The sequence below is a fragment of the Aliihoeflea sp. PC F10.4 genome (genome assembly GCF_054612275.1).
On the sequence record NZ_JBTSWH010000001.1, the window covers coordinates 2,603,043 to 2,620,400 of the forward strand.

The window sequence follows — 17,358 nt, forward strand, 5'->3', positions numbered from 1 at the left end:
GCGCGCGAGTGTTGCCGGAGCGCCGCTACCGGATGGGGTGAGAGGTCGAAGGCAAAAGCAGCAACGCCGCGCCAGCCGGCGCGGCCGGTTCCATCAAGCAAGCCGGCCGAGCGCCTTCAACTCGTGCAATGCCGCCGCATCGCGGGCCGACACGTCCGGGAACTCGGCGTCCTGCCCGACATCGTCGGTGAAGCGCCACGAGCGCGCGCATTTTGTTCCAGATGCGCGTGCAAAGACGACACCGACACCTTTCACGTCATCGAGCTTGAACGCATCCTGCGGAGCTTCGCTATCGATGATCTCGATATCGGAGGTGATGCAGATTTCGGCCATGTCGCGGTCCGCGATGGCAGCGCGCAAGTCCGCATCGGAAACATAGACCTTCGGTGCGGCTTCAAGTGAGGAGCCGATGGTCTTGTTCTTGCGCTCGATTTCGAGCGCACCCGTAACAACGCGGCGCACCTGACGAACCTTGCGCCACTTTTCGGCAAGCGCCGCATCGCGCCACTCAGCCGGAATCTCGTCGAACTGCTGAAGGTGAACGGAAACCGTTTCCGGGTAGCGTTCCAGCCACGCCTCTTCGCAGGTGAAGGGCAGCATCGGTGCAAGCCATTTCACCAGATTATCGAAGAGAAGGCGCACGACCGCGAGCGCTGCCTTGCGGCGTGTGCTCGACGGCGCATCGCAATAGAGCGTGTCCTTGCGCACGTCGAAATAGAATGCAGACAATTCGACGACCATGAAATCGATCAGCGCGCGGGTCACGCGCTTGAAGTCGAACGCGTCGTAGCCCTTGCGCACCACCTCATCGAGTTCGGCGATGCGATGGAGCATGAGGCGCTCCAGTTCCGGCATGTCCGCGAAAGCGACGTCGTCGCCCTCGTCATGGGCGAGCGTGCCAAGCATCCAGCGGATCGTATTCCGGAGCTTGCGATAGGCGTCGATATTGGTCTGCAGCACGTTCTTGCCGAGGCGCTGGTCTTCCCAATAATCGGTCGTCATGACCCACAGACGCAAAATGTCCGCGCCGGATTTCGACATGACATCCTGTGGCGTCACCGTGTTACCGAGCGATTTCGACATCTTGCGGCCGTCCTCGTCCATGGTGAAGCCATGGGTGATTACGGCATCGTAGGGCGCACGGCCGCGTGTTCCACAGCTTTCCAGAAGCGAAGAATGGAACCAGCCGCGATGCTGGTCAGAGCCTTCCAGATAGACGTCGGCGGGCCATTTCAGGTCCGGGCGGTCTTCGAGGGTGAAGGTGTGGGTGGAGCCGGAATCGAACCAGACATCGAGAATGTCGGTGACCATGGTCCATGGCTCGTTCGCGCGGCTGCCGAGGAAACGCTCACGCGCGCCATCAGTGAACCAGGCATCCGCGCCCTCGGTCTCGAAGGCACCCAGAATGCGCTGGTTGACCGCCTCGTCCTTCAGCACCTCGCCATTCTCATCGGCAAAGACGCAGATCGGTACGCCCCAGGCGCGCTGGCGGGATAGCACCCAGTCGGGACGGTCCTCGATCATCGCGCGCAACCGCGTCTGGCCCGCAGCCGGCACGAAGCGTGTGTCGTCGATCGCTTTGAGCGCTCGGCTGCGAAGTGTGGAGTTATCGCCGAGGTCCTTGTCCATATAGACGAACCATTGCGGCGTATTGCGGAAGATGACCGGCTTCTTGGAACGCCAGGAATGCGGGTAGGAATGCTTGAGCCGCCCGCGTGCGAACAGCGCGTTCGCGCCGATCAGCGCCTCGATGACGGCCTTGTTGGCATCGCCCTTCTTGCCGTTATCGTCGATGACGCGCGCGGCACCGCCCTCGCGATCCGGCCCGAAGCCGGGCGCGTCCTTGGTGAAGAAGCCGGCATCGTCGACGGTGAAGGGGATGCGCGGATCGATGCCGCGTGCTTCGAGATCGCGCGCCATGTCCATCCACGCGTCGAAATCCTCGCGTCCGTGGCCGGGCGCCGTGTGGACGAAGCCCGTACCCGCATCGTCGGTCACGTGATCGCCGGGGAGCATCGGCACGGTGAATTCGTAGCCGCCGCCAAGACCTTTGAGCGGATGAGAAAGCGTGATCGCGCCAAGCGCCTCTGCCGAAACGTCGCGCAGACGCGTGAAACCCAACTTTGCTTTGGCAAACGTTTCCTCGGCAAGAGCGTCAGCGAAGATCAACTTTTCGCCCGGCTGCGGACCGAAATCGTTTTCGGCCGACGTGACTTCGTAAAGGCCATAGGCGATGCGCGGCGAATATGCGACGGCACGGTTGCCGGGGATCGTCCACGGCGTCGTCGTCCAGATGACGACGGAAGCGCCGGCAAGATCATTATTCGTCAAAACCGGGAACTTCACCCAGATCGTGTCGCTCTCGTAATCCTGATATTCGACCTCGGCCTCCGCCAGCGCGGTGCGCTCGACGACCGACCACATGATCGGCTTCGAGCCGCGATAAAGCTGGCCGCTCATCGCGAACTTCAACAGCTCACCCGCAATGCGCGACTCGGCGTGGAAATTCATCGTCGTATAGGGATTGTCGAAGTCGCCCTCAACGCCAAGGCGCTTGAATTCGACAGTCTGCACGTCGATCCACTTTTGCGCGAATTCGCGGCATTCCTTACGGAACTCGTTGACCGGCACCTGATCCTTGTCGAGACCCTTGGCGCGGTATTGCTCCTCGATCTTCCACTCGATCGGCAGGCCGTGGCAATCCCAGCCCGGAACGTAATTCGAGTTGTATCCACGCATCTGGAACGAGCGCGTGATGACGTCTTTCAGGATCTTGTTGAGCGCGTGGCCGATATGGATGTTGCCATTGGCATAAGGCGGGCCATCGTGAAGCACGAAGAGCGGACGGCCCTCGGCCTCCTTTCGCAGCTTCTTGTAGAGGCCCATTTCCTGCCAGCGCGCCACGATCTGGGGCTCCTTGTCCGGCAGGCCGGCGCGCATCGGAAACTCCGTCTGCGGCAGATAAAGCGTCTTGGAATAGTCGATCTTATCGGCGGTATCGGTCATCATCATGCCCTGTGGCGAACCGGTATTCCGGCGCGCGCGTCGTATGTCTCATGGGAAGGATCGCGCTGGAAAGCGCGCAAACGGCAAAGTCCCGGACCGTCCGGCAGCCTCAGGCCGCCCGGACAGCCGGGCCAATAATTCGTATCGTCAGGGCCATGCGGCGCGCCAAATATGACATAGCCGCGCTTTTAGCGGAGCCTTGCACCGGAAGGAAGCCCCCTAGAACGGTCGCCGGAACTATAGCGAGAAGTCGAAGCGATAGGTCGCCGAGACGCCGATCAGAAACTGGTTCTCGTCGCCGCGCTCGCGCACCAGGCTCGAATCCGCCGCCGGGCCGACGAGGCGCGAATATTCGCCGAACAGGCTCGTCTCGATCTTATCGGTCACGTCCCATCTGATCGCCGCGCCCACACCAACCGAACGAAAGCCGCCGTCCGGCGTATAGGGCGTCAGGCCGGACGCCACGGATTCGGCGGGCGAAACGCCGTAATAGGCTTCGAAATAATCGCTCGACGCCATTGAAACGCGCGGGCCGGCCGAAACCTGAATGGTGGGCGTCACATTCATGAACGCATCCGCCGAAACGTCGGCGACGACGCCGTCATGCGAGCGGATACCGTGACGCACCTCGCCGCGCAGGCGCAGCCAGTCAGTCGGGTAGATTTCCGCAAACCCGCCGATCTCGGCTCCGAAGCGGATCGGATCGAGACCTTCGAGATCATCGGAATCGCCGCCGTCGCGCTCGAAAACGAGCTTGCCGGTCGGGCCGGCGCGGAACGTTCCGGTATCGATCAGACCGATGGAGATGTTGTCGTTGCGCGAGGAAAAGCGGCGTTCGGTGCCCTGTCTGCCGAACGAGACGATCGGCTGGGCGAAGAACTTGTACTTGTCGTCGCCTTCATATTCCGGTGCCGAAATCGCCGCGACGCCAAGCGTCAGGCTCCAGTCTCCCGAAAACCAGCTCTGCTGCGCGAAGGACGGCGTCGTGGCCAATGTGGCGGCAAATACTGCAAGGCCGGCGGCCGCGAACTTCGACATCGGATTTCCCTCATGAGGCAAGCGTTCTTGCCGCTAAATTTACAATTGAACAAGTAAAGAAATATTCACGCTGTCGGCGCGGAAAAATTCAGTGCCAGATCAAGGTCACCGAGCGGCTTCGCGCTCGTCATGATCGCCCGCGCCTCTTCTTCATCGCGCTTCATCTGCGCGACAAGCGCATCAAGGTCGTCGAATTTTTCCTCGCCGCGCAGAAAGGCGAAGAACGAAATCTGGCACGTCTCGCCGTAAAGATCGCCGGAAAAGTCGAAGAGATAAGTTTCAAGCAGCGGCGCGCCATCCGTCGTCACAGTCGGGCGGCGCCCGAAACTCGCCACGCCGTCATGAAGCGAACCGTCCGCGCGGCGAAAGCGAACAGCATAGATGCCGTGCGCAAGCTGGATATCCTCGGAAAGAGCCATGTTGGCAGTCGGATAGCCAAGGGTTCGTCCGAGCTTCTCGCCGCCTATCACTTCGCCTTCAACGGCGAACCGATAGCCAAGCAGTCCGGCCGCCTCGGCCACGTCGCCAATCGCCAGAAGATCGCGGATGCGGCTCGATGAAACGATCTCTGCCCCCTCATCGCGAAAGGCATCAACGAGCGTCACGCCGAAGCCGTGCTTTTCGCCCGCCTCCATCAGATAGGCCGGGCCGCCGCCGCGCTTCTTGCCGAAATGAAAATCGAACCCGGTGACGGCATGGCAAATTCCAAGCCGGCCGACGAGTATCCGTTCGACGAACTCGGACGCTGTCAGGCCGGCGAAATCGCCGTCGAAGCGCTGCTCGATCATCGCGTCAAAACCGCAGGCGGCTATCAATCGCGCCTTCATGGAAGGCGGCGTCAGGCGGCAAAGGGCGGCATCGGGCTGAAAGAATTTGCGCGGATGCGGCTCGAAGGTCAGCACCAAGGCAGGAACACCGCGCGTTTTCGCCTCGTCCAGCGCGCGGTCGAGCACGGCGCGATGGCCGCGATGAACGCCGTCGAAATTGCCGATCGCAACGACCCCGCCGCGTAAATTTTCGGGCAATTCGCCACTGCCGCTGATATGGGCGAAACCGGTCTTCATCCCAAGGTCAGCTCCTGGCCTCAGCGCAGACGCGGGATCGAAGCGACAGGCGTATAGCCATGCCCTTCGAGAAAAGTGCCGAGACGCGCAAGGTCCGGCGCGCCGTCGGCGTCGTATTCGCGCGCATGGATGCCCGCCGTAACGAACAATATATCGATATTGTTCGACACCGCGCCCTTCACGTCGGTCAGGACGCCGTCTCCGATGGCCAGCACGTCTTCGGGTCGCGCCTGACGGCCGAGCGACTGGTTGGCGAGGATCAGCGCCGCCACATAGATCGGCTGATGCGGCTTGCCGGCGACGAAAGAGCGCCCGCCGAGTTGGCCATAGTCGCGAGCCAGCGCACCAGCGCACCAGACAAGCTTGTCGCCGCGCTCGACGACGATGTCGGGATTGGCGCAGATGAACGGCAGATCACGCGAGCGGAACCGGCGCAGCATCTCGGCATAGTCGTCCGGCGTTTCGGTCTCGTCGTCGAACAGGCCGGTGCAAACGACACCCGACGCCTCCTGTTCCTCGACGAGCTCGATGTCGAGGCCGTCATAAAGGGACAGATCCCGGTCAAGGCCGAGATGAAAGATGCGGCGGGGGCCTTCAGTGATCAATTCGCGCGTCACGTCACCGGACGTCACCAGATGGTCCCAGCAGTCGCGCGGCACGCCGATAGCGGCAAGCTGCTCCTCCACATCGTCGCGCACGCGCGGCGAGTTGGTGATGAGCACCACGATCTTGCCCTTTTCGCGCGCGCGCTTCAGCGCGGCGCAGGCGTCGGGAAACGGCTCGATGCCGTTATGGACCACGCCCCACACATCGCTCAGGATGACGGAATAGCCGTCGGCGATGTCGTCGAGTGTGTCGATCATATTGCTCATGAGGTACTCGTCAGGACAGGAGATTTTCGATCCGCATCTACCGGATGGAGGCGATGAAGTCACCCGCTTTAACCAAGCTTCCACGAGCCGTTGGCTATGGTGCCCGTTCGAAACAGGCTTTGAAGCATGCAACCGACGAGATCACATTCGTTTCTGCGTCATGTCACGACATTCATCGTGGCGCATCTTGGCGCGGCCATATCGGCCAGCGCACTGCTTATGGCGCCTATGCTGTGGATGTCCGGAGGGGACATGCCGCCGGATGTTTCGGGCCCAGGTCTTGTTGTGAACTTCATCGGCGTGACGCTTCTCATCGCCGCTGTCATCGGCGCATTTACGATACCGGTATCCCTGCCCGCCTACCCTCTCGCGCTTTACATCATGCGGCGATACGGACTGGCAGCGACGATCGGCACCGGAGCCGTGCTCGGCATCGGCGTCGGTGTCTTCTTCTCATACAGTTCGCCGGAAATGTTTCCGCATCTTTCGTGGGCCGACCATCGCGCTCAGATAATTGAGGTAGCATCCGCATTCGTTCCGGCGGCAATCGCGGCAGGCATCGTGTTTGGATGGATCGTGGGGCGCTCGAACCGACCGACGACATGAGCGCGAAGACTTGACCTATTCGTCGGCGGAAATACCGTAGCGCTCGATGACTTCCGGCTGGATCAGCTTTGCGTGGACCGCCAGCAGGATAAGCTGCGCATCGATCCCCTCGCCCGCGTCGAGCGCCTTTTCGATCCTCGCCTCGACGGCGGCGAGCCGCTGCCCGCCATTGACGGCCTCAAAGGCGTTCGCGCCCATCACGCAATAGCCGAACATCTCGGCGACCGCCGGATAGGCTTCCTCGATCTCGTCGACGCCGTGATCCTTCATCAGATTGACCATGGTCATCTTCACGCCTTCCGGCACCAACGCCGGATGAAGGTCGACGCCGCGCAAGGCCGCATCGAGCTGACGCAGGTCGAATGAGCGGCCGAACATGCCGAAAAAACCGAAAGACGAACGGCGGCGCATAGGAATGTCACATCTCCGGTCTAGAAATTTTCAACGCACGCTCCCGCAACTTTCTTGACTCTGCGAATGAGTGTGCTTACCTCCGCCGCCGTTGGCACTCTCCATATGTGAGTGCTAGCAGTCCGGTTCGCCGGACGGAGGGAACCATTTACATCATCCCAATCGAGGATCAAAGTCACATGGCACAGTCGACGTTCCGCCCGCTTCATGACCGCGTGGTCGTTCGCCGGGTCGATTCCGAGGAAAAGACCAAGGGCGGCATCATCATTCCCGACACCGCCAAGGAAAAGCCGCAGGAAGGCGAAGTCATCGCCGTCGGCTCCGGCGCGCGCGATGAAGCTGGCAAGCTCGTCCCGCTCGACGTCAAGGCAGGCGACCGCGTCCTGTTCGGCAAGTGGTCGGGCACCGAGGTCAAGCTCAACGGCGAAGACCTTCTGATCATGAAGGAATCCGACATCATGGGCGTGATCGGCTGATAAGCCGCACATCCGTCCAATCCGAAATTCAACGGGTCCAAAGACCCAGGGAGCTAAGAAATGGCTGCTAAAGACGTCAAGTTTTCCCGCGACGCCCGCGAGCGCATGCTGCGCGGCGTGGACATTCTCGCCAACGCCGTGAAGGTCACGCTCGGCCCGAAGGGTCGTAACGTCGTCATCGACAAGTCGTTCGGCGCACCGCGCATCACCAAGGACGGCGTCACCGTCGCCAAGGAAATCGAACTCGAAGACAAGTTCGAGAACATGGGCGCCCAGATGGTGCGCGAAGTGGCCTCGAAGACCAACGACATCGCCGGCGACGGCACCACGACCGCTACGGTTCTGGCACAGTCGATCGTTCAGGAAGGCGCCAAGGCCGTTGCCGCCGGCATGAACCCGATGGACCTGAAGCGCGGCATCGACCTCGCCGTCTCGGAAGTCGTCAAGACGCTCGTTTCCTCGGCCGCAAAGATCAACACCTCGGCTGAAGTCGCCCAGGTCGGTACGATCTCGGCTAACGGCGAAAAGGAAATCGGCGACATGATCGCCGAGGCCATGCAGAAGGTCGGCAACGAGGGTGTCATCACCGTCGAGGAAGCCAAGACCGCCGAGACCGAACTCGAAGTCGTCGAAGGCATGCAGTTCGACCGCGGCTACCTGTCGCCCTACTTCGTGACCAACCCGGAGAAGATGGTCGCCGAGCTGGAAGACGCCTACATTCTCCTTCACGAGAAGAAGCTGTCGAACCTTCAGGCGCTGCTGCCGGTTCTCGAAGCCGTCGTCCAGTCGTCCAAGCCGCTCGTCATCATCTCGGAAGACGTCGAAGGCGAGGCTCTTGCCACGCTCGTCGTCAACAAGCTGCGTGGCGGCCTCAAGATCGCTGCCGTCAAGGCTCCGGGCTTCGGCGACCGCCGCAAGGCCATGCTGGAAGACATCGCGATCCTGACCGGCGGTCAGGTGATCTCCGAAGACCTCGGCATCAAGCTTGAAAATGTCGGCCTCGACATGCTCGGCCGCGCCAAGAAGGTCTCCATCACCAAGGAGAACACCACGATCGTCGACGGTGCCGGCCAGAAGGCCGAGATCGAAGCCCGCGTCGGCCAGATCAAGCAGCAGATCGAGGAAACCTCCTCGGACTACGACCGTGAAAAGCTTCAGGAGCGTCTTGCCAAGCTGGCCGGCGGCGTTGCCGTCATCCGCGTCGGCGGCTCCACGGAAGTCGAAGTCAAGGAAAAGAAGGACCGCGTCGATGACGCCCTCAACGCGACCCGCGCGGCCGTGGAAGAAGGCATCGTTGCAGGCGGCGGCACCGCTCTTCTGCGCGCTTCGGCCGACCTGACCGTCAAGGGCGAGAACGTCGACCAGGACGCCGGCATCAACATCGTGCGTCGCGCCCTGCAGGCTCCTGCCCGCCAGATCGCCGCGAACGCCGGTGCCGAAGCATCGATCGTCGCCGGCAAGATCCTCGAGAACGGCTCGAAGACCTACGGCTACAACGCCCAGACGGGTGAATATGGCGACATGATCCAGCTCGGCATCGTTGATCCGGTCAAGGTCGTTCGTACCGCTCTTCAGGACGCAGCTTCGGTTGCCGGCCTTCTCGTGACCACCGAGGCGATGATCGCCGAGGCTCCGAAGAAGGAATCGGCCGGCGGCGGCATGCCGGGTGGTATGCCCGGTGGCATGGGTGGTATGGGCGGCATGGACTTCTAAGAAGTCCATAAAGCACGCCCATCATCTAGATTGCCCAAGCCCGTCAAGCGGGCTTGGGTGGCGGCATGGACTTCTAAGAAGTCCAATCCCCAAACTTCAAGGAAGGGCGCCCTCTCGGCGCCCTTTTCTTTTGCCCCAACGTAATATCCGGCAACCACCGTCGGGTTTCCGCGTTCTTCTGCCATTCCGGCGCTCCGCCGGAACCTCAAGGAGACGAGCGATGGTGAACAAGGATCAGGTCAAGGGCGCAGCAAAGCAGGCGACCGGCGCAGTCAAGGAAGCTGCCGGCAAGGCCACCGGCTCCACCAAGACCGAAATGAAGGGCAAGGCCGAAAAGACCGCCGGCAAGGTCCAGAAGGAAGCTGGTAACGTCAAGGAAAAGCTGAAATAGTTTTTCTGCGCATTCATAACGAAACGGGCGGCTTTGCCGCCCTTTTTGCTGGGCGCATCTTGCATCGCCGGCCGGCGGCTGGCATCGCCCTTTGATGCTGCCACCCGCGCCTGTTCATGGAAACTGAAGTCGCCGCCCTTTGGGGACTGGCCGTTTCCGCCTTTACCTCGGCTACGCTTCTGCCCGGCACGTCGGAGGCCGTTCTCGCCGTGCTGCACGCCACACGCACGGCCGATCCGCTCGCGCTACTTGTCGTTGCGAGTGTCGCCAATACGCTTGGCTCCTGCGTCAACTGGATGATGGGCGTCTTCCTCACGCGGTTTCGCGACCGACGATGGTTTCCCGCCTCGCCCGCGCAGCTTGCCAGAGCCGAAGACTGGTACAGGCGCTATGGCCTGTGGTCGCTCCTTTTGTCGTGGGTTCCGGTGATCGGCGATCCGCTGACCGTGGTCGCGGGCGTGATGCGCGTTCCCTTCCTCCCTTTTCTTGCGATCGTCGCGATCGCAAAAACGAGCCGATACGCTTTCGTTCTTTATCTGGCCGGTCTCGTCTGAACCCCTTCAAGTCGAGGCCGCGATGACGCATATGTCTGTCAGCCAGGAGCCGGCCTCCAAGCCCTGACGACATCGCCGCGGCATTTGCCGCAGCCCTTCTCAAGGAGCGAACATGACGACCACCCGCACCGAAACCGACACGTTCGGCCCCATCGACGTTCCTGCGAACCGTTACTGGGGCGCGCAAACGCAGCGTTCGATCGAAAATTTCCGCATCGGCACGGAAAAGATGCCCTTGCCGCTCGTCCACGCGCTCGGCCTCGTCAAGCGCGCGGCCGCCGAAACGAATTTGTCGCTCGGCATTCTCGATTCCGAGCGAGCGGGCGCGATCGTCAAGGCGGCTCAGGAAGTCATCGACGGCAAGCTCGACGACAATTTTCCACTCGTCGTGTGGCAGACCGGTTCGGGCACCCAATCCAACATGAACGCGAACGAGGTCATTTCGAACCGCGCTATCGAAATTCTCGGCGGGCAGATGGGATCGAAAAAGCCGGTTCATCCCAACGACCACGTCAATATGAGCCAGTCGTCGAACGATACGTTCCCGACCGCGATCCACATCGCCATCGTTCGCGAGGCCCACGCCACGCTCCTGCCGGGCCTCGACCATCTGATCGCCGCGCTTCAGGAAAAGCAGAACGCCTTCGTCGACATCATCAAGATCGGGCGCACGCACACGCAGGACGCAACCCCGCTCACACTCGGCCAGGAATTTTCCGGCTATGTCGCAGCGCTCGTCGCGGGACGGCGCAGGCTCGTTGAAAGCCTGCACGACGTTCACGCGCTGGCGCAGGGCGGCACGGCCGTCGGCACCGGCCTCAATGCGCCCACCGGCTTCGACGAGGGGTTTGCGGCACGCATCGCCGAACTGACCGGCTTGCCCTTCCGCACCGCCGAAAACAAATTCGAAGCGCTGGCGAGTCATGGCGCGGCGACGCATTTCCACGGGGCGCTGGCGGCGCTGGCCGCCGACCTCTTCAAGATCGCAAACGACATCCGCTTCCTCGGCTCCGGCCCGCGCTCGGGTCTGGGCGAACTGAACCTGCCGGAGAACGAGCCCGGCTCGTCGATCATGCCCGGCAAGGTCAACCCGACGCAGGCCGAGGCGCTGACCATGGTGGCCACGCAGATTCTCGGCAACCAGACCATCGTCCAGACGGCAGCCAGCCAGGGTCACTTCGAACTCAACGTCTTCAAGCCGGTCATCGCCAATGCTGTCCTGCAGTCGGTGCGGCTTGCCGGCGACGCCGCGCGCTCCTTCGCAGACAATTGCGTTTCGGGCATCGCGGCCAACGAAGAGCGCATTTCCGAACTCGTACAGAACTCGCTGATGCTCGTCACCGCGCTTGCGCCGACCATCGGCTACGATAAGGCGGCGAAGATCGCCAAGACCGCGCACAAAAACGGCACCACGCTGCGCGCGGAGGCGATTGCCAGCGGCGACGTGACGGCCGAGGAATACGACCGCATCGTGCGGCCGGAGAAAATGATCCAGCCGGGATAGTGGTGAACGTGAGCGCTGTTATCGTTCACGAATAGCGAACGAATTGTCGAAAAGCAGGCGTCTCGCTTACTTGGCGTAATCGAGGCATATTGGAGGGGCATATCGTCTCCTCCAAGGATCGCCATTCCATGTCCAACGACGTCGTCCTCCTTATCGCCCGCATCGCGCTGGCGCTCATGTTCCTCATTTCCGGCGTGCCGATCCTTTTGGCGCCGTCGGGCTTCGCTGGCTATATGGGGTCCATCGGCATGCCCGCCCCGATGGTCGTCGCGATCCTCGTCGCGCTGCTCAAGATCGTCGCCGGTCTTGCGCTTGTCGTCGGTTTCCAGGTTCGCCCGGCCGCTTACGCACTCGCTGCTTTCTGTGTTGTGACCGCCTTCATCGGCCACTTCACGCCCGACCAGATGCAGATCTTCTGGAAGAACATCGCCGTCGCGGGCGGCCTTCTGGCCCTGTCGGTTTCCGGCCCCGGCGCGCTTTCGCTCGGCCGCCGCTGATCGTTTCTGCACGTCGAATATGCGAAGGCGGGCTTCGGCCCGCCTTTCGTTTGCCTGCCACCTGCCTTCTAACCCTTGCCGCGCCGGTATCGATAAGTTAGGACAGCCGCGCCCGTTCCGGGCGCTTTTTTTATTCAATCGCAGGCGGATAAAACGATGAACAGCAAGGCGGACAAGATGAAGGCGCGGCTCCCGCGAGGCTTCGTCGACCGCCATGCGGACGACATTCGCGCCGTCGACGCGATGACGGCGAAAATCCGGGAAGTCTACGAGCTTTACGGCTTCGATCCGGTCGAGCAGCCGCTGATCGAATATACCGACGCGCTAGGCAAGTTCCTGCCCGATCAGGACCGGCCGAACGAGGGCGTTTTTTCCTTTCAGGACGACGACGAGCAGTGGCTGTCGCTGCGCTACGACCTGACCGCGCCGCTCGCCCGCTTCGTCGCCGAGAATTTCGAACGCGTGCCGAAGCCCTATCGCTCGTATCGCTCCGGCTGGGTATTCCGCAACGAAAAGCCTGGCCCCGGCCGCTTCCGCCAGTTCATGCAATTCGATGCCGATATCGTCGGCACGCCGAGCGTGGCCGCCGATGCCGAAATGGCGATGATGATGGCCGACACGCTGGAAGCTGTGGGCGTGAAGCGCGGCGACTACGTCATCCGCGTCAACAACCGCAAGGTGCTCGACGGCGTGCTGGAAGCCATCGGCCTTGGCGGTGACGAGAACGCCGGCCGTCGGCTCGGCGTCCTGCGCGCCATCGACAAGCTCGACAAGTTCGGCCCCGAAGGCGTGCGCGCCCTGCTCGGCAAAGGCCGCATGGATGAAAGCGGCGACTTCACCAAAGGCGTCGGGCTGGACGACGCCGCGACGGACAAGGTGCTTGCCTATATCGAAACCGGCGAGATCGAGGATAATGAGGGCGTTGCCGAACTCGAACAGATCCGCGCTCTATGCGCTGCTGCCGGCTACGATGACGGTCGCATCAAGATCGACCCGTCGGTCGTGCGCGGGCTCGAATATTACACCGGCCCGGTCTATGAAGCGGAACTGACATTCGAAGTCACCAATGAAGAGGGACAAGTCGTGCGCTTCGGCTCGGTCGCGGGCGGCGGTCGCTATGACGGGCTTGTTTCGCGCTTTCGCGGTGAGCCGGTTCCGGCGACAGGCTTTTCCATCGGCGTCTCGCGCCTCGTCACCGCGCTGAAGAACCTCGGCAAGCTCGACGCTGCGAATGTCACCGCGCCGGTCGTCGTCCTCGTCATGGACAAGGACACCGAAAGCCTCGGCCGGTACCAGAAGATGGTCTCCGACCTGCGCGCGGCGGGCATCCGCTCCGAAATGTATCTCGGCGGAGCCGGCATGAAGGCGCAGATGAAATATGCCGACCGGCGCGGCGCACCTTGCGTTGTCATTCAAGGCGGCGACGAGCGCGCGGCCGGCGAAGTCCAGATCAAGGACCTCGTCGAAGGCGCGCGCCTTTCGGCCGAAATCACCGACAACGACGCATGGCGCGAAAGCCGGCCGGCGCAGTTTTCCGTCAAGGAAGGCGAGTTGGTGGCGGCGGTGAAGAAGGTGCTCGACGCGCAGGCGGCGGACCGGGGATGACCTCCCACATTCCTGAAATCGCAGACGACATCCGCGCGATCTTTTCCGCGCGCGGTGCGGGCATGGTCGACGTCGCCATCCTGCAACCGGCCGATCCGTTTCTCGACATGGCGGGCGAAGATCTGCGCCGCCGCATCTTCCTGACGGAAAGCGAGACAGGCGCGGCGCTGTGCTTGCGGCCCGAATTCACAATTCCCGTCTGCATCGACCACATCGCGTCGAAGGCCGGCACGCCGCGTCGCTACGCCTATCTCGGCGAAGTGTTCCGCCAGCGGCGCGAAGGCGGCAACGAATTCTACCAGGCCGGCATCGAGGATCTGGGCGAAACCGATATCGCGCGCGCCGACGCGCGGTCGATCGCCGACGCGCATGCGCTGATCGCAGGTGTTCTCCCCGACCGTGAATTGACCGTCACGCTTGGCGACCAGCGCGTGTTCGAGGCCGTTCTTGCCGCGCTCGGGCTGCCGCGCGGCTGGCAAAAGCGCCTTGGCCGCGCCTTCGGCTCCAAGGATATGCTGGACGCGGCGCTCGACGACCTCGCCAATCCCTCGCGGCGCGTGACGCTCGACGAACCCGTCGCCTCGCTCGTCGCCGAGGGCGACCATGACGGGCTTGCCGACCACATCGCCGCACGCATGGCCGAGACAGGCCTGCCGGAAAGCGCGGGACGCACGTCGCGGGAAATCGCCCGCCGCCTGATCGAGAAGGCCGAACTGCGCTCCGTGCGCCTTGCCGACGACGCACTCAACGCGTTGAAGACGTTTCTCGCCATCCGCGCGCCGCTGCGGCAGGCCGGCAACGCACTGCGCGACTTCGCCGGCGATGCGGGTATCTCGCTCGGCGCGGCGCTCGACATCTTTCTCGCACGCTCTCGCGCGATCTCGGAACTCGGCCTTCCCGAGGCGGAAATCCGCTACGACGCGGCGTTCGGTCGGCCGCTCGATTACTATACCGGCCTCGTCTACGAGATTTCGTCGGGAGATACGGACCGGCCGCTCGTCGGCGGCGGGCGCTACGACCGGCTTTTGACGCTTCTGGGTGCAAAGCAGCCCATTCCGGGCGTCGGCTTTTCCGTCTGGCTCGACCGGATCGAAGCACTCAGGGAGCCGGCCGAATGACCGTTACGCTCGCTTTACCCTCCAAGGGGCGGCTCAAGGACGCGGCGATCGAAAAGCTCGGTGCGGCCGGTCTCACGGTGGAAACGCCCGCCGACGAACGCCGCTATCGCGCGCGCATCGCCGGGCGCGACGATATCGAGATCGCTTTCCTGTCGGCCTCGGAAATCGCACGCGAACTCGCACAGGGCAGCATCGATCTTGGCGTTACCGGCGAAGACCTCGTCTGCGAAGGCATTGCCGACTGGGCGGATTGCGCCGAGATCGCCGGCCGCCTCGGCTTTGGGCGCGCCGACGTCGTCGTCGCCGTGCCCGATGCGTGGCTCGATGTCGAGACCATGGCGGACCTCGAGGACGTCGCCGCCGATTTTCGCCAGCGCCACGGACGGCGGCTGCGCATCGCCACCAAATACTGGCGGCTGACGCAGCAATTCTTCTCGCGCACCCACGGCATTCAGGTCTACCGGATCGTGGAAAGCCTCGGCGCGACGGAGGGCGCACCGGCGGCCGGTTCGGCCGACATTATCGTCGACATCACGACGACCGGCTCGACGCTGAAGGCGAACCATCTGAAAGTGCTCGACGACGGCGTGATCCTGCGTTCCGAAGCATGCCTTTTTTCCGCGAAGATCGAACGCGCGGCACGCGATCAGGCCGTGGTGGACGAGATCGTCAAGGCTGTTGCCGCATCAGCCTGACCAGAGCGGCCTGTAACCTGCCCGCAAGGCCGCAATCGTAGCAGATGGCGTGATGAGGTAAGTCGCTCCTTTCGGCGTTTGAGGCGTGTAGCCTTCGAACGACCAGTGTAGCCATTGCCCATCTCGCCGCGCAAAGGCCACGCCTCCGGCTTCGATCACCGTACCGTCGGGCAGACCGTCTAGCGAGACCGGCCTGGGTTCGGTGCGGGCAGACAATCGGCGCTCGGCATGCAGGCGCGCATCCATCTGCGGCGCGGTCACCGCTTGAAGTCGGTTCCCCTTTGCAAACGCATCGCGAAACGCAATCGCATCGGCTCTCCGGCAGTAAAAACACGGTCGATGACCGGCGGCGAGCGCCGTCACCTCGTCCGGCAAGAACAGTTCCGTCCAACTGGCACGGCCCTTCGGCCCATTGCGGCCCCACACGTCGCGCCGCCTTCCCTGCCACGCGCAAACGCACACGATCCACGCTTTCGTCGTCCAGCGACGGCCCGTCAGGCGTTTCGTTTCGGGATCATGGATGACGCCGCGATTGCCGGTGAACAGGCCGCGCGCCTCGACCGCATGAAGGTTGCCGAACGGATCGACGCGGTTTTGCAACGTCATACGGTCTCCTTTGCACCGCGCATGAACGCATGCTAACCGCGAAAGAGCAATTCGTCAGGCGGTCTCATGCGCGTTCTCGTTATCCAGAATATAGACGGCTCCGGTCTCGGGCAGCTTCGCGGCGCGCTTGACGAAGCAGGCGCGACCATCGACCTGCGCATGCCATATAATGGCGACACGCTGCCGGAGACGATCGACGGGCACGATGCGCTGATCGTTCTTGGCGGCGCGCAAAGCGCACTTGCCGACGACGAGCACCCCTATCTTCCGCATCTCGTCAGCTTCATGCGCGAATTCGCCGACAGCGGCCGTGCGACGCTCGGCATCTGCCTCGGCGCGCAATTGCTGGCGCGCGCATTCGATGCGCAGGTTCTGGTCAAATCCGCCTACGAATTCGGCTGGCAACAAGTGCAACTGACGCCGGAAGGCCGCGACGATCCGGTGCTCGGCGCGCTTCCGGACGGCTTCCCAGTCTTCCAGTGGCACGAGGACCATTACATGCTGCCGCGCGGCGCATCGCGCCTTGCCGGCAATCTGGTTTCGCACAATCAGGCTTATCGCGTCGGCGCGAAGGCTTATGGGATGCAATTTCATTTCGAAGCCGACCGGCCGCATGTCGAGACGTGGTCGACGATGTTCGCGGACTGGATCGCTAAGCAGGAGCCCGACTGGGAAACACGCCACAGCACCGATGCCGAGCGCTACGGGCCGGATGCCGACGTGGCGGGGCTAACACTTGCGCGCGCCTTCGTTTCGGTGATCTGACGGCCGGCGTTGCACAAATGCAACGGCGCGAAAATAGCAGTGGCAAACCCTTGGGACGTCTGGCTTTCGCCTCGGTTCAAGCCTAGATCAGCCGCCGCATCCGATGGGATTTCCGCTCAAATGCGCCCGATCGAAAGCCACGCGAAGCGTTTCGCGCGGAACGATTTTTGGCGCATGGGATTCATCTATCGAAACCGAATTGTAACGGACCTCGTTCTAGAAGACTTGCAGGACAAACCGAGATGACCGCCGTGCGTGCAGCCCTGATTACCCTTTCCATGCTTTCCGGTATCGTCTTCTGGGGTGCGGGCATCTATGCGGCCGACGCCGCCGGCGACCAGGTCGTCGATGGCTACGGCGTCATCGCCTCCGAGTAGTCTTCACCGTCGCGCAAGCGCACTTTTCCTGACATCGAGGCATCAAAGCAGCGATTCTGC

Annotated in this window: 19 protein-coding genes; 12 read left to right on the top strand and 7 right to left on the bottom strand. The window is 62.6% G+C overall.

Going from position 1 to position 17,358, the window contains the following annotated elements:
- Window positions 1-93: 93 nt before the first annotated feature.
- The 4 genes from ileS to ACX82Z_RS13140 all read right to left on the bottom strand — a co-directional run bounded on the left by ileS (window position 94) and on the right by ACX82Z_RS13140 (window position 5,971).
- Window positions 94-3,006 (bottom strand): isoleucine--tRNA ligase, encoded by a 2,913-nt coding sequence (gene ileS / locus ACX82Z_RS13125; protein WP_459589405.1) that lies wholly within the window; start codon window positions 3,004-3,006, stop codon window positions 94-96.
- Window positions 3,007-3,243: 237 nt separating this feature from the next.
- Entirely contained in the window at window positions 3,244-4,044 is an 801-nt protein-coding gene (locus ACX82Z_RS13130) for a MipA/OmpV family protein (protein ID WP_459589407.1), read from the bottom strand.
- Between the two features lie 65 nt (window positions 4,045-4,109).
- Window positions 4,110-5,108, bottom strand: coding sequence for a bifunctional riboflavin kinase/FAD synthetase (locus tag ACX82Z_RS13135; protein ID WP_459589409.1), 999 nt, complete (start codon window positions 5,106-5,108; stop codon window positions 4,110-4,112).
- Between the two features lie 20 nt (window positions 5,109-5,128).
- A complete protein-coding gene (locus ACX82Z_RS13140) occupies window positions 5,129-5,971 on the bottom strand; it encodes a TIGR01459 family HAD-type hydrolase (RefSeq protein WP_459911778.1) in 843 nt (280 codons plus the stop codon).
- Window positions 5,972-6,232: 261 nt separating this feature from the next.
- On the opposite strand from ACX82Z_RS13140, the gene ACX82Z_RS13145 reads away from it, so the two are divergent.
- Window positions 6,233-6,586, top strand: coding sequence for a hypothetical protein (locus ACX82Z_RS13145; RefSeq protein ID WP_459589411.1), 354 nt, complete (start codon window positions 6,233-6,235; stop codon window positions 6,584-6,586).
- Between the two features lie 15 nt (window positions 6,587-6,601).
- On the opposite strand, the gene ACX82Z_RS13150 is transcribed toward ACX82Z_RS13145, so the two are convergent.
- Window positions 6,602-6,997: a hypothetical protein gene (locus tag ACX82Z_RS13150; RefSeq protein WP_459589413.1), complete on the bottom strand. Its 396-nt coding sequence runs from the start codon at window positions 6,995-6,997 to the stop codon at window positions 6,602-6,604.
- Window positions 6,998-7,176: 179 nt separating this feature from the next.
- On the opposite strand from ACX82Z_RS13150, the gene groES reads away from it, so the two are divergent.
- Complete coding sequence (groES, locus tag ACX82Z_RS13155) at window positions 7,177-7,473, top strand: co-chaperone GroES (protein WP_459589415.1); 297 nt, start codon at window positions 7,177-7,179, stop codon at window positions 7,471-7,473.
- A 60-nt stretch (window positions 7,474-7,533) separates the two neighbouring features.
- Window positions 7,534-9,186, top strand: a complete 1,653-nt coding sequence (groL, locus tag ACX82Z_RS13160; protein ID WP_459589417.1) for a chaperonin GroEL — start codon at window positions 7,534-7,536, stop codon at window positions 9,184-9,186.
- Here the strand turns inward: groL and ACX82Z_RS13165 are convergent.
- Entirely contained in the window at window positions 9,183-9,371 is a 189-nt protein-coding gene (locus ACX82Z_RS13165; RefSeq protein ID WP_459589419.1) for a hypothetical protein, read from the bottom strand. The two genes, groL and ACX82Z_RS13165, sit on opposite strands and share 4 nt — an antisense overlap.
- 35 nt (window positions 9,372-9,406) lie before the next feature.
- Here ACX82Z_RS13165 and ACX82Z_RS13170 point away from each other — a divergent pair, with 35 nt between their 5' ends.
- The 7 genes from ACX82Z_RS13170 to hisG all read left to right on the top strand — a co-directional run bounded on the left by ACX82Z_RS13170 (window position 9,407) and on the right by hisG (window position 15,550).
- A complete protein-coding gene (locus tag ACX82Z_RS13170) occupies window positions 9,407-9,577 on the top strand; it encodes a CsbD family protein (protein WP_459589421.1) in 171 nt (56 codons plus the stop codon).
- Between the two features lie 116 nt (window positions 9,578-9,693).
- Window positions 9,694-10,131 (top strand): YqaA family protein, encoded by a 438-nt coding sequence (locus tag ACX82Z_RS13175; RefSeq protein ID WP_459589423.1) that lies wholly within the window; start codon window positions 9,694-9,696, stop codon window positions 10,129-10,131.
- A 112-nt stretch (window positions 10,132-10,243) separates the two neighbouring features.
- Window positions 10,244-11,635, top strand: coding sequence for a class II fumarate hydratase (fumC, locus tag ACX82Z_RS13180; protein WP_459589425.1), 1,392 nt, complete (start codon window positions 10,244-10,246; stop codon window positions 11,633-11,635).
- 128 nt (window positions 11,636-11,763) lie between these two features.
- Window positions 11,764-12,132, top strand: coding sequence for a DoxX family protein (locus ACX82Z_RS13185; protein ID WP_459589426.1), 369 nt, complete (start codon window positions 11,764-11,766; stop codon window positions 12,130-12,132).
- Window positions 12,133-12,288: 156 nt separating this feature from the next.
- Window positions 12,289-13,737: a histidine--tRNA ligase gene (hisS, locus tag ACX82Z_RS13190; RefSeq protein ID WP_459589428.1), complete on the top strand. Its 1,449-nt coding sequence runs from the start codon at window positions 12,289-12,291 to the stop codon at window positions 13,735-13,737.
- Window positions 13,734-14,855 carry an ATP phosphoribosyltransferase regulatory subunit gene (locus tag ACX82Z_RS13195; RefSeq protein ID WP_459589430.1) on the top strand — a complete coding sequence of 374 codons (1,122 nt, stop codon included), beginning with the start codon at window positions 13,734-13,736 and terminating at the stop codon, window positions 14,853-14,855. The genes hisS and ACX82Z_RS13195 overlap by 4 nt, the downstream gene beginning before the upstream one ends.
- Window positions 14,852-15,550: an ATP phosphoribosyltransferase gene (hisG, locus tag ACX82Z_RS13200; RefSeq protein ID WP_459589431.1), complete on the top strand. Its 699-nt coding sequence runs from the start codon at window positions 14,852-14,854 to the stop codon at window positions 15,548-15,550. Before ACX82Z_RS13195 ends, hisG begins: the two co-directional genes overlap by 4 nt.
- On the opposite strand, the gene ACX82Z_RS13205 is transcribed toward hisG, so the two are convergent.
- Window positions 15,542-16,156 (bottom strand): hypothetical protein, encoded by a 615-nt coding sequence (locus ACX82Z_RS13205; protein ID WP_459589433.1) that lies wholly within the window; start codon window positions 16,154-16,156, stop codon window positions 15,542-15,544. The genes hisG and ACX82Z_RS13205 overlap by 9 nt on opposite strands.
- A gap of 66 nt (window positions 16,157-16,222) precedes the next feature.
- Here ACX82Z_RS13205 and ACX82Z_RS13210 point away from each other — a divergent pair, with 66 nt between their 5' ends.
- Together ACX82Z_RS13210 and ACX82Z_RS13215 are read left to right on the top strand one after the other, a co-directional pair.
- Window positions 16,223-16,921 carry a type 1 glutamine amidotransferase gene (locus tag ACX82Z_RS13210; protein ID WP_459589435.1) on the top strand — a complete coding sequence of 233 codons (699 nt, stop codon included), beginning with the start codon at window positions 16,223-16,225 and terminating at the stop codon, window positions 16,919-16,921.
- A 242-nt stretch (window positions 16,922-17,163) separates the two neighbouring features.
- Complete coding sequence (locus ACX82Z_RS13215; RefSeq protein WP_459589437.1) at window positions 17,164-17,298, top strand: hypothetical protein; 135 nt, start codon at window positions 17,164-17,166, stop codon at window positions 17,296-17,298.
- The last annotated feature ends 60 nt before the right edge of the window (window positions 17,299-17,358 follow it).

Bases quoted from the DNA above. Each gene is read 5' to 3' on its own strand.
- ileS (WP_459589405.1), bottom strand. From the start codon at position 3,006: ATGACCGATACCGCCGATAAGATCGACTATTCCAAGACGCTTTATCTG.
- ACX82Z_RS13130 (WP_459589407.1), bottom strand. From the start codon at position 4,044: ATGTCGAAGTTCGCGGCCGCCGGCCTTGCAGTATTTGCCGCCACATTG.
- ACX82Z_RS13135 (WP_459589409.1), bottom strand. From the start codon at position 5,108: ATGAAGACCGGTTTCGCCCATATCAGCGGCAGTGGCGAATTGCCCGAA.
- ACX82Z_RS13140 (WP_459911778.1), bottom strand. From the start codon at position 5,971: ATGATCGACACACTCGACGACATCGCCGACGGCTATTCCGTCATCCTG.
- ACX82Z_RS13145 (WP_459589411.1), top strand. From the start codon at position 6,233: ATGCCGCCGGATGTTTCGGGCCCAGGTCTTGTTGTGAACTTCATCGGC.
- ACX82Z_RS13150 (WP_459589413.1), bottom strand. From the start codon at position 6,997: ATGCGCCGCCGTTCGTCTTTCGGTTTTTTCGGCATGTTCGGCCGCTCA.
- groES (WP_459589415.1), top strand. From the start codon at position 7,177: ATGGCACAGTCGACGTTCCGCCCGCTTCATGACCGCGTGGTCGTTCGC.
- groL (WP_459589417.1), top strand. From the start codon at position 7,534: ATGGCTGCTAAAGACGTCAAGTTTTCCCGCGACGCCCGCGAGCGCATG.
- ACX82Z_RS13165 (WP_459589419.1), bottom strand. From the start codon at position 9,371: ATGGCAGAAGAACGCGGAAACCCGACGGTGGTTGCCGGATATTACGTT.
- ACX82Z_RS13170 (WP_459589421.1), top strand. From the start codon at position 9,407: ATGGTGAACAAGGATCAGGTCAAGGGCGCAGCAAAGCAGGCGACCGGC.
- ACX82Z_RS13175 (WP_459589423.1), top strand. From the start codon at position 9,694: ATGGAAACTGAAGTCGCCGCCCTTTGGGGACTGGCCGTTTCCGCCTTT.
- fumC (WP_459589425.1), top strand. From the start codon at position 10,244: ATGACGACCACCCGCACCGAAACCGACACGTTCGGCCCCATCGACGTT.
- ACX82Z_RS13185 (WP_459589426.1), top strand. From the start codon at position 11,764: ATGTCCAACGACGTCGTCCTCCTTATCGCCCGCATCGCGCTGGCGCTC.
- hisS (WP_459589428.1), top strand. From the start codon at position 12,289: ATGAACAGCAAGGCGGACAAGATGAAGGCGCGGCTCCCGCGAGGCTTC.
- ACX82Z_RS13195 (WP_459589430.1), top strand. From the start codon at position 13,734: ATGACCTCCCACATTCCTGAAATCGCAGACGACATCCGCGCGATCTTT.
- hisG (WP_459589431.1), top strand. From the start codon at position 14,852: ATGACCGTTACGCTCGCTTTACCCTCCAAGGGGCGGCTCAAGGACGCG.
- ACX82Z_RS13205 (WP_459589433.1), bottom strand. From the start codon at position 16,156: ATGACGTTGCAAAACCGCGTCGATCCGTTCGGCAACCTTCATGCGGTC.
- ACX82Z_RS13210 (WP_459589435.1), top strand. From the start codon at position 16,223: ATGCGCGTTCTCGTTATCCAGAATATAGACGGCTCCGGTCTCGGGCAG.
- ACX82Z_RS13215 (WP_459589437.1), top strand. From the start codon at position 17,164: ATGACCGCCGTGCGTGCAGCCCTGATTACCCTTTCCATGCTTTCCGGT.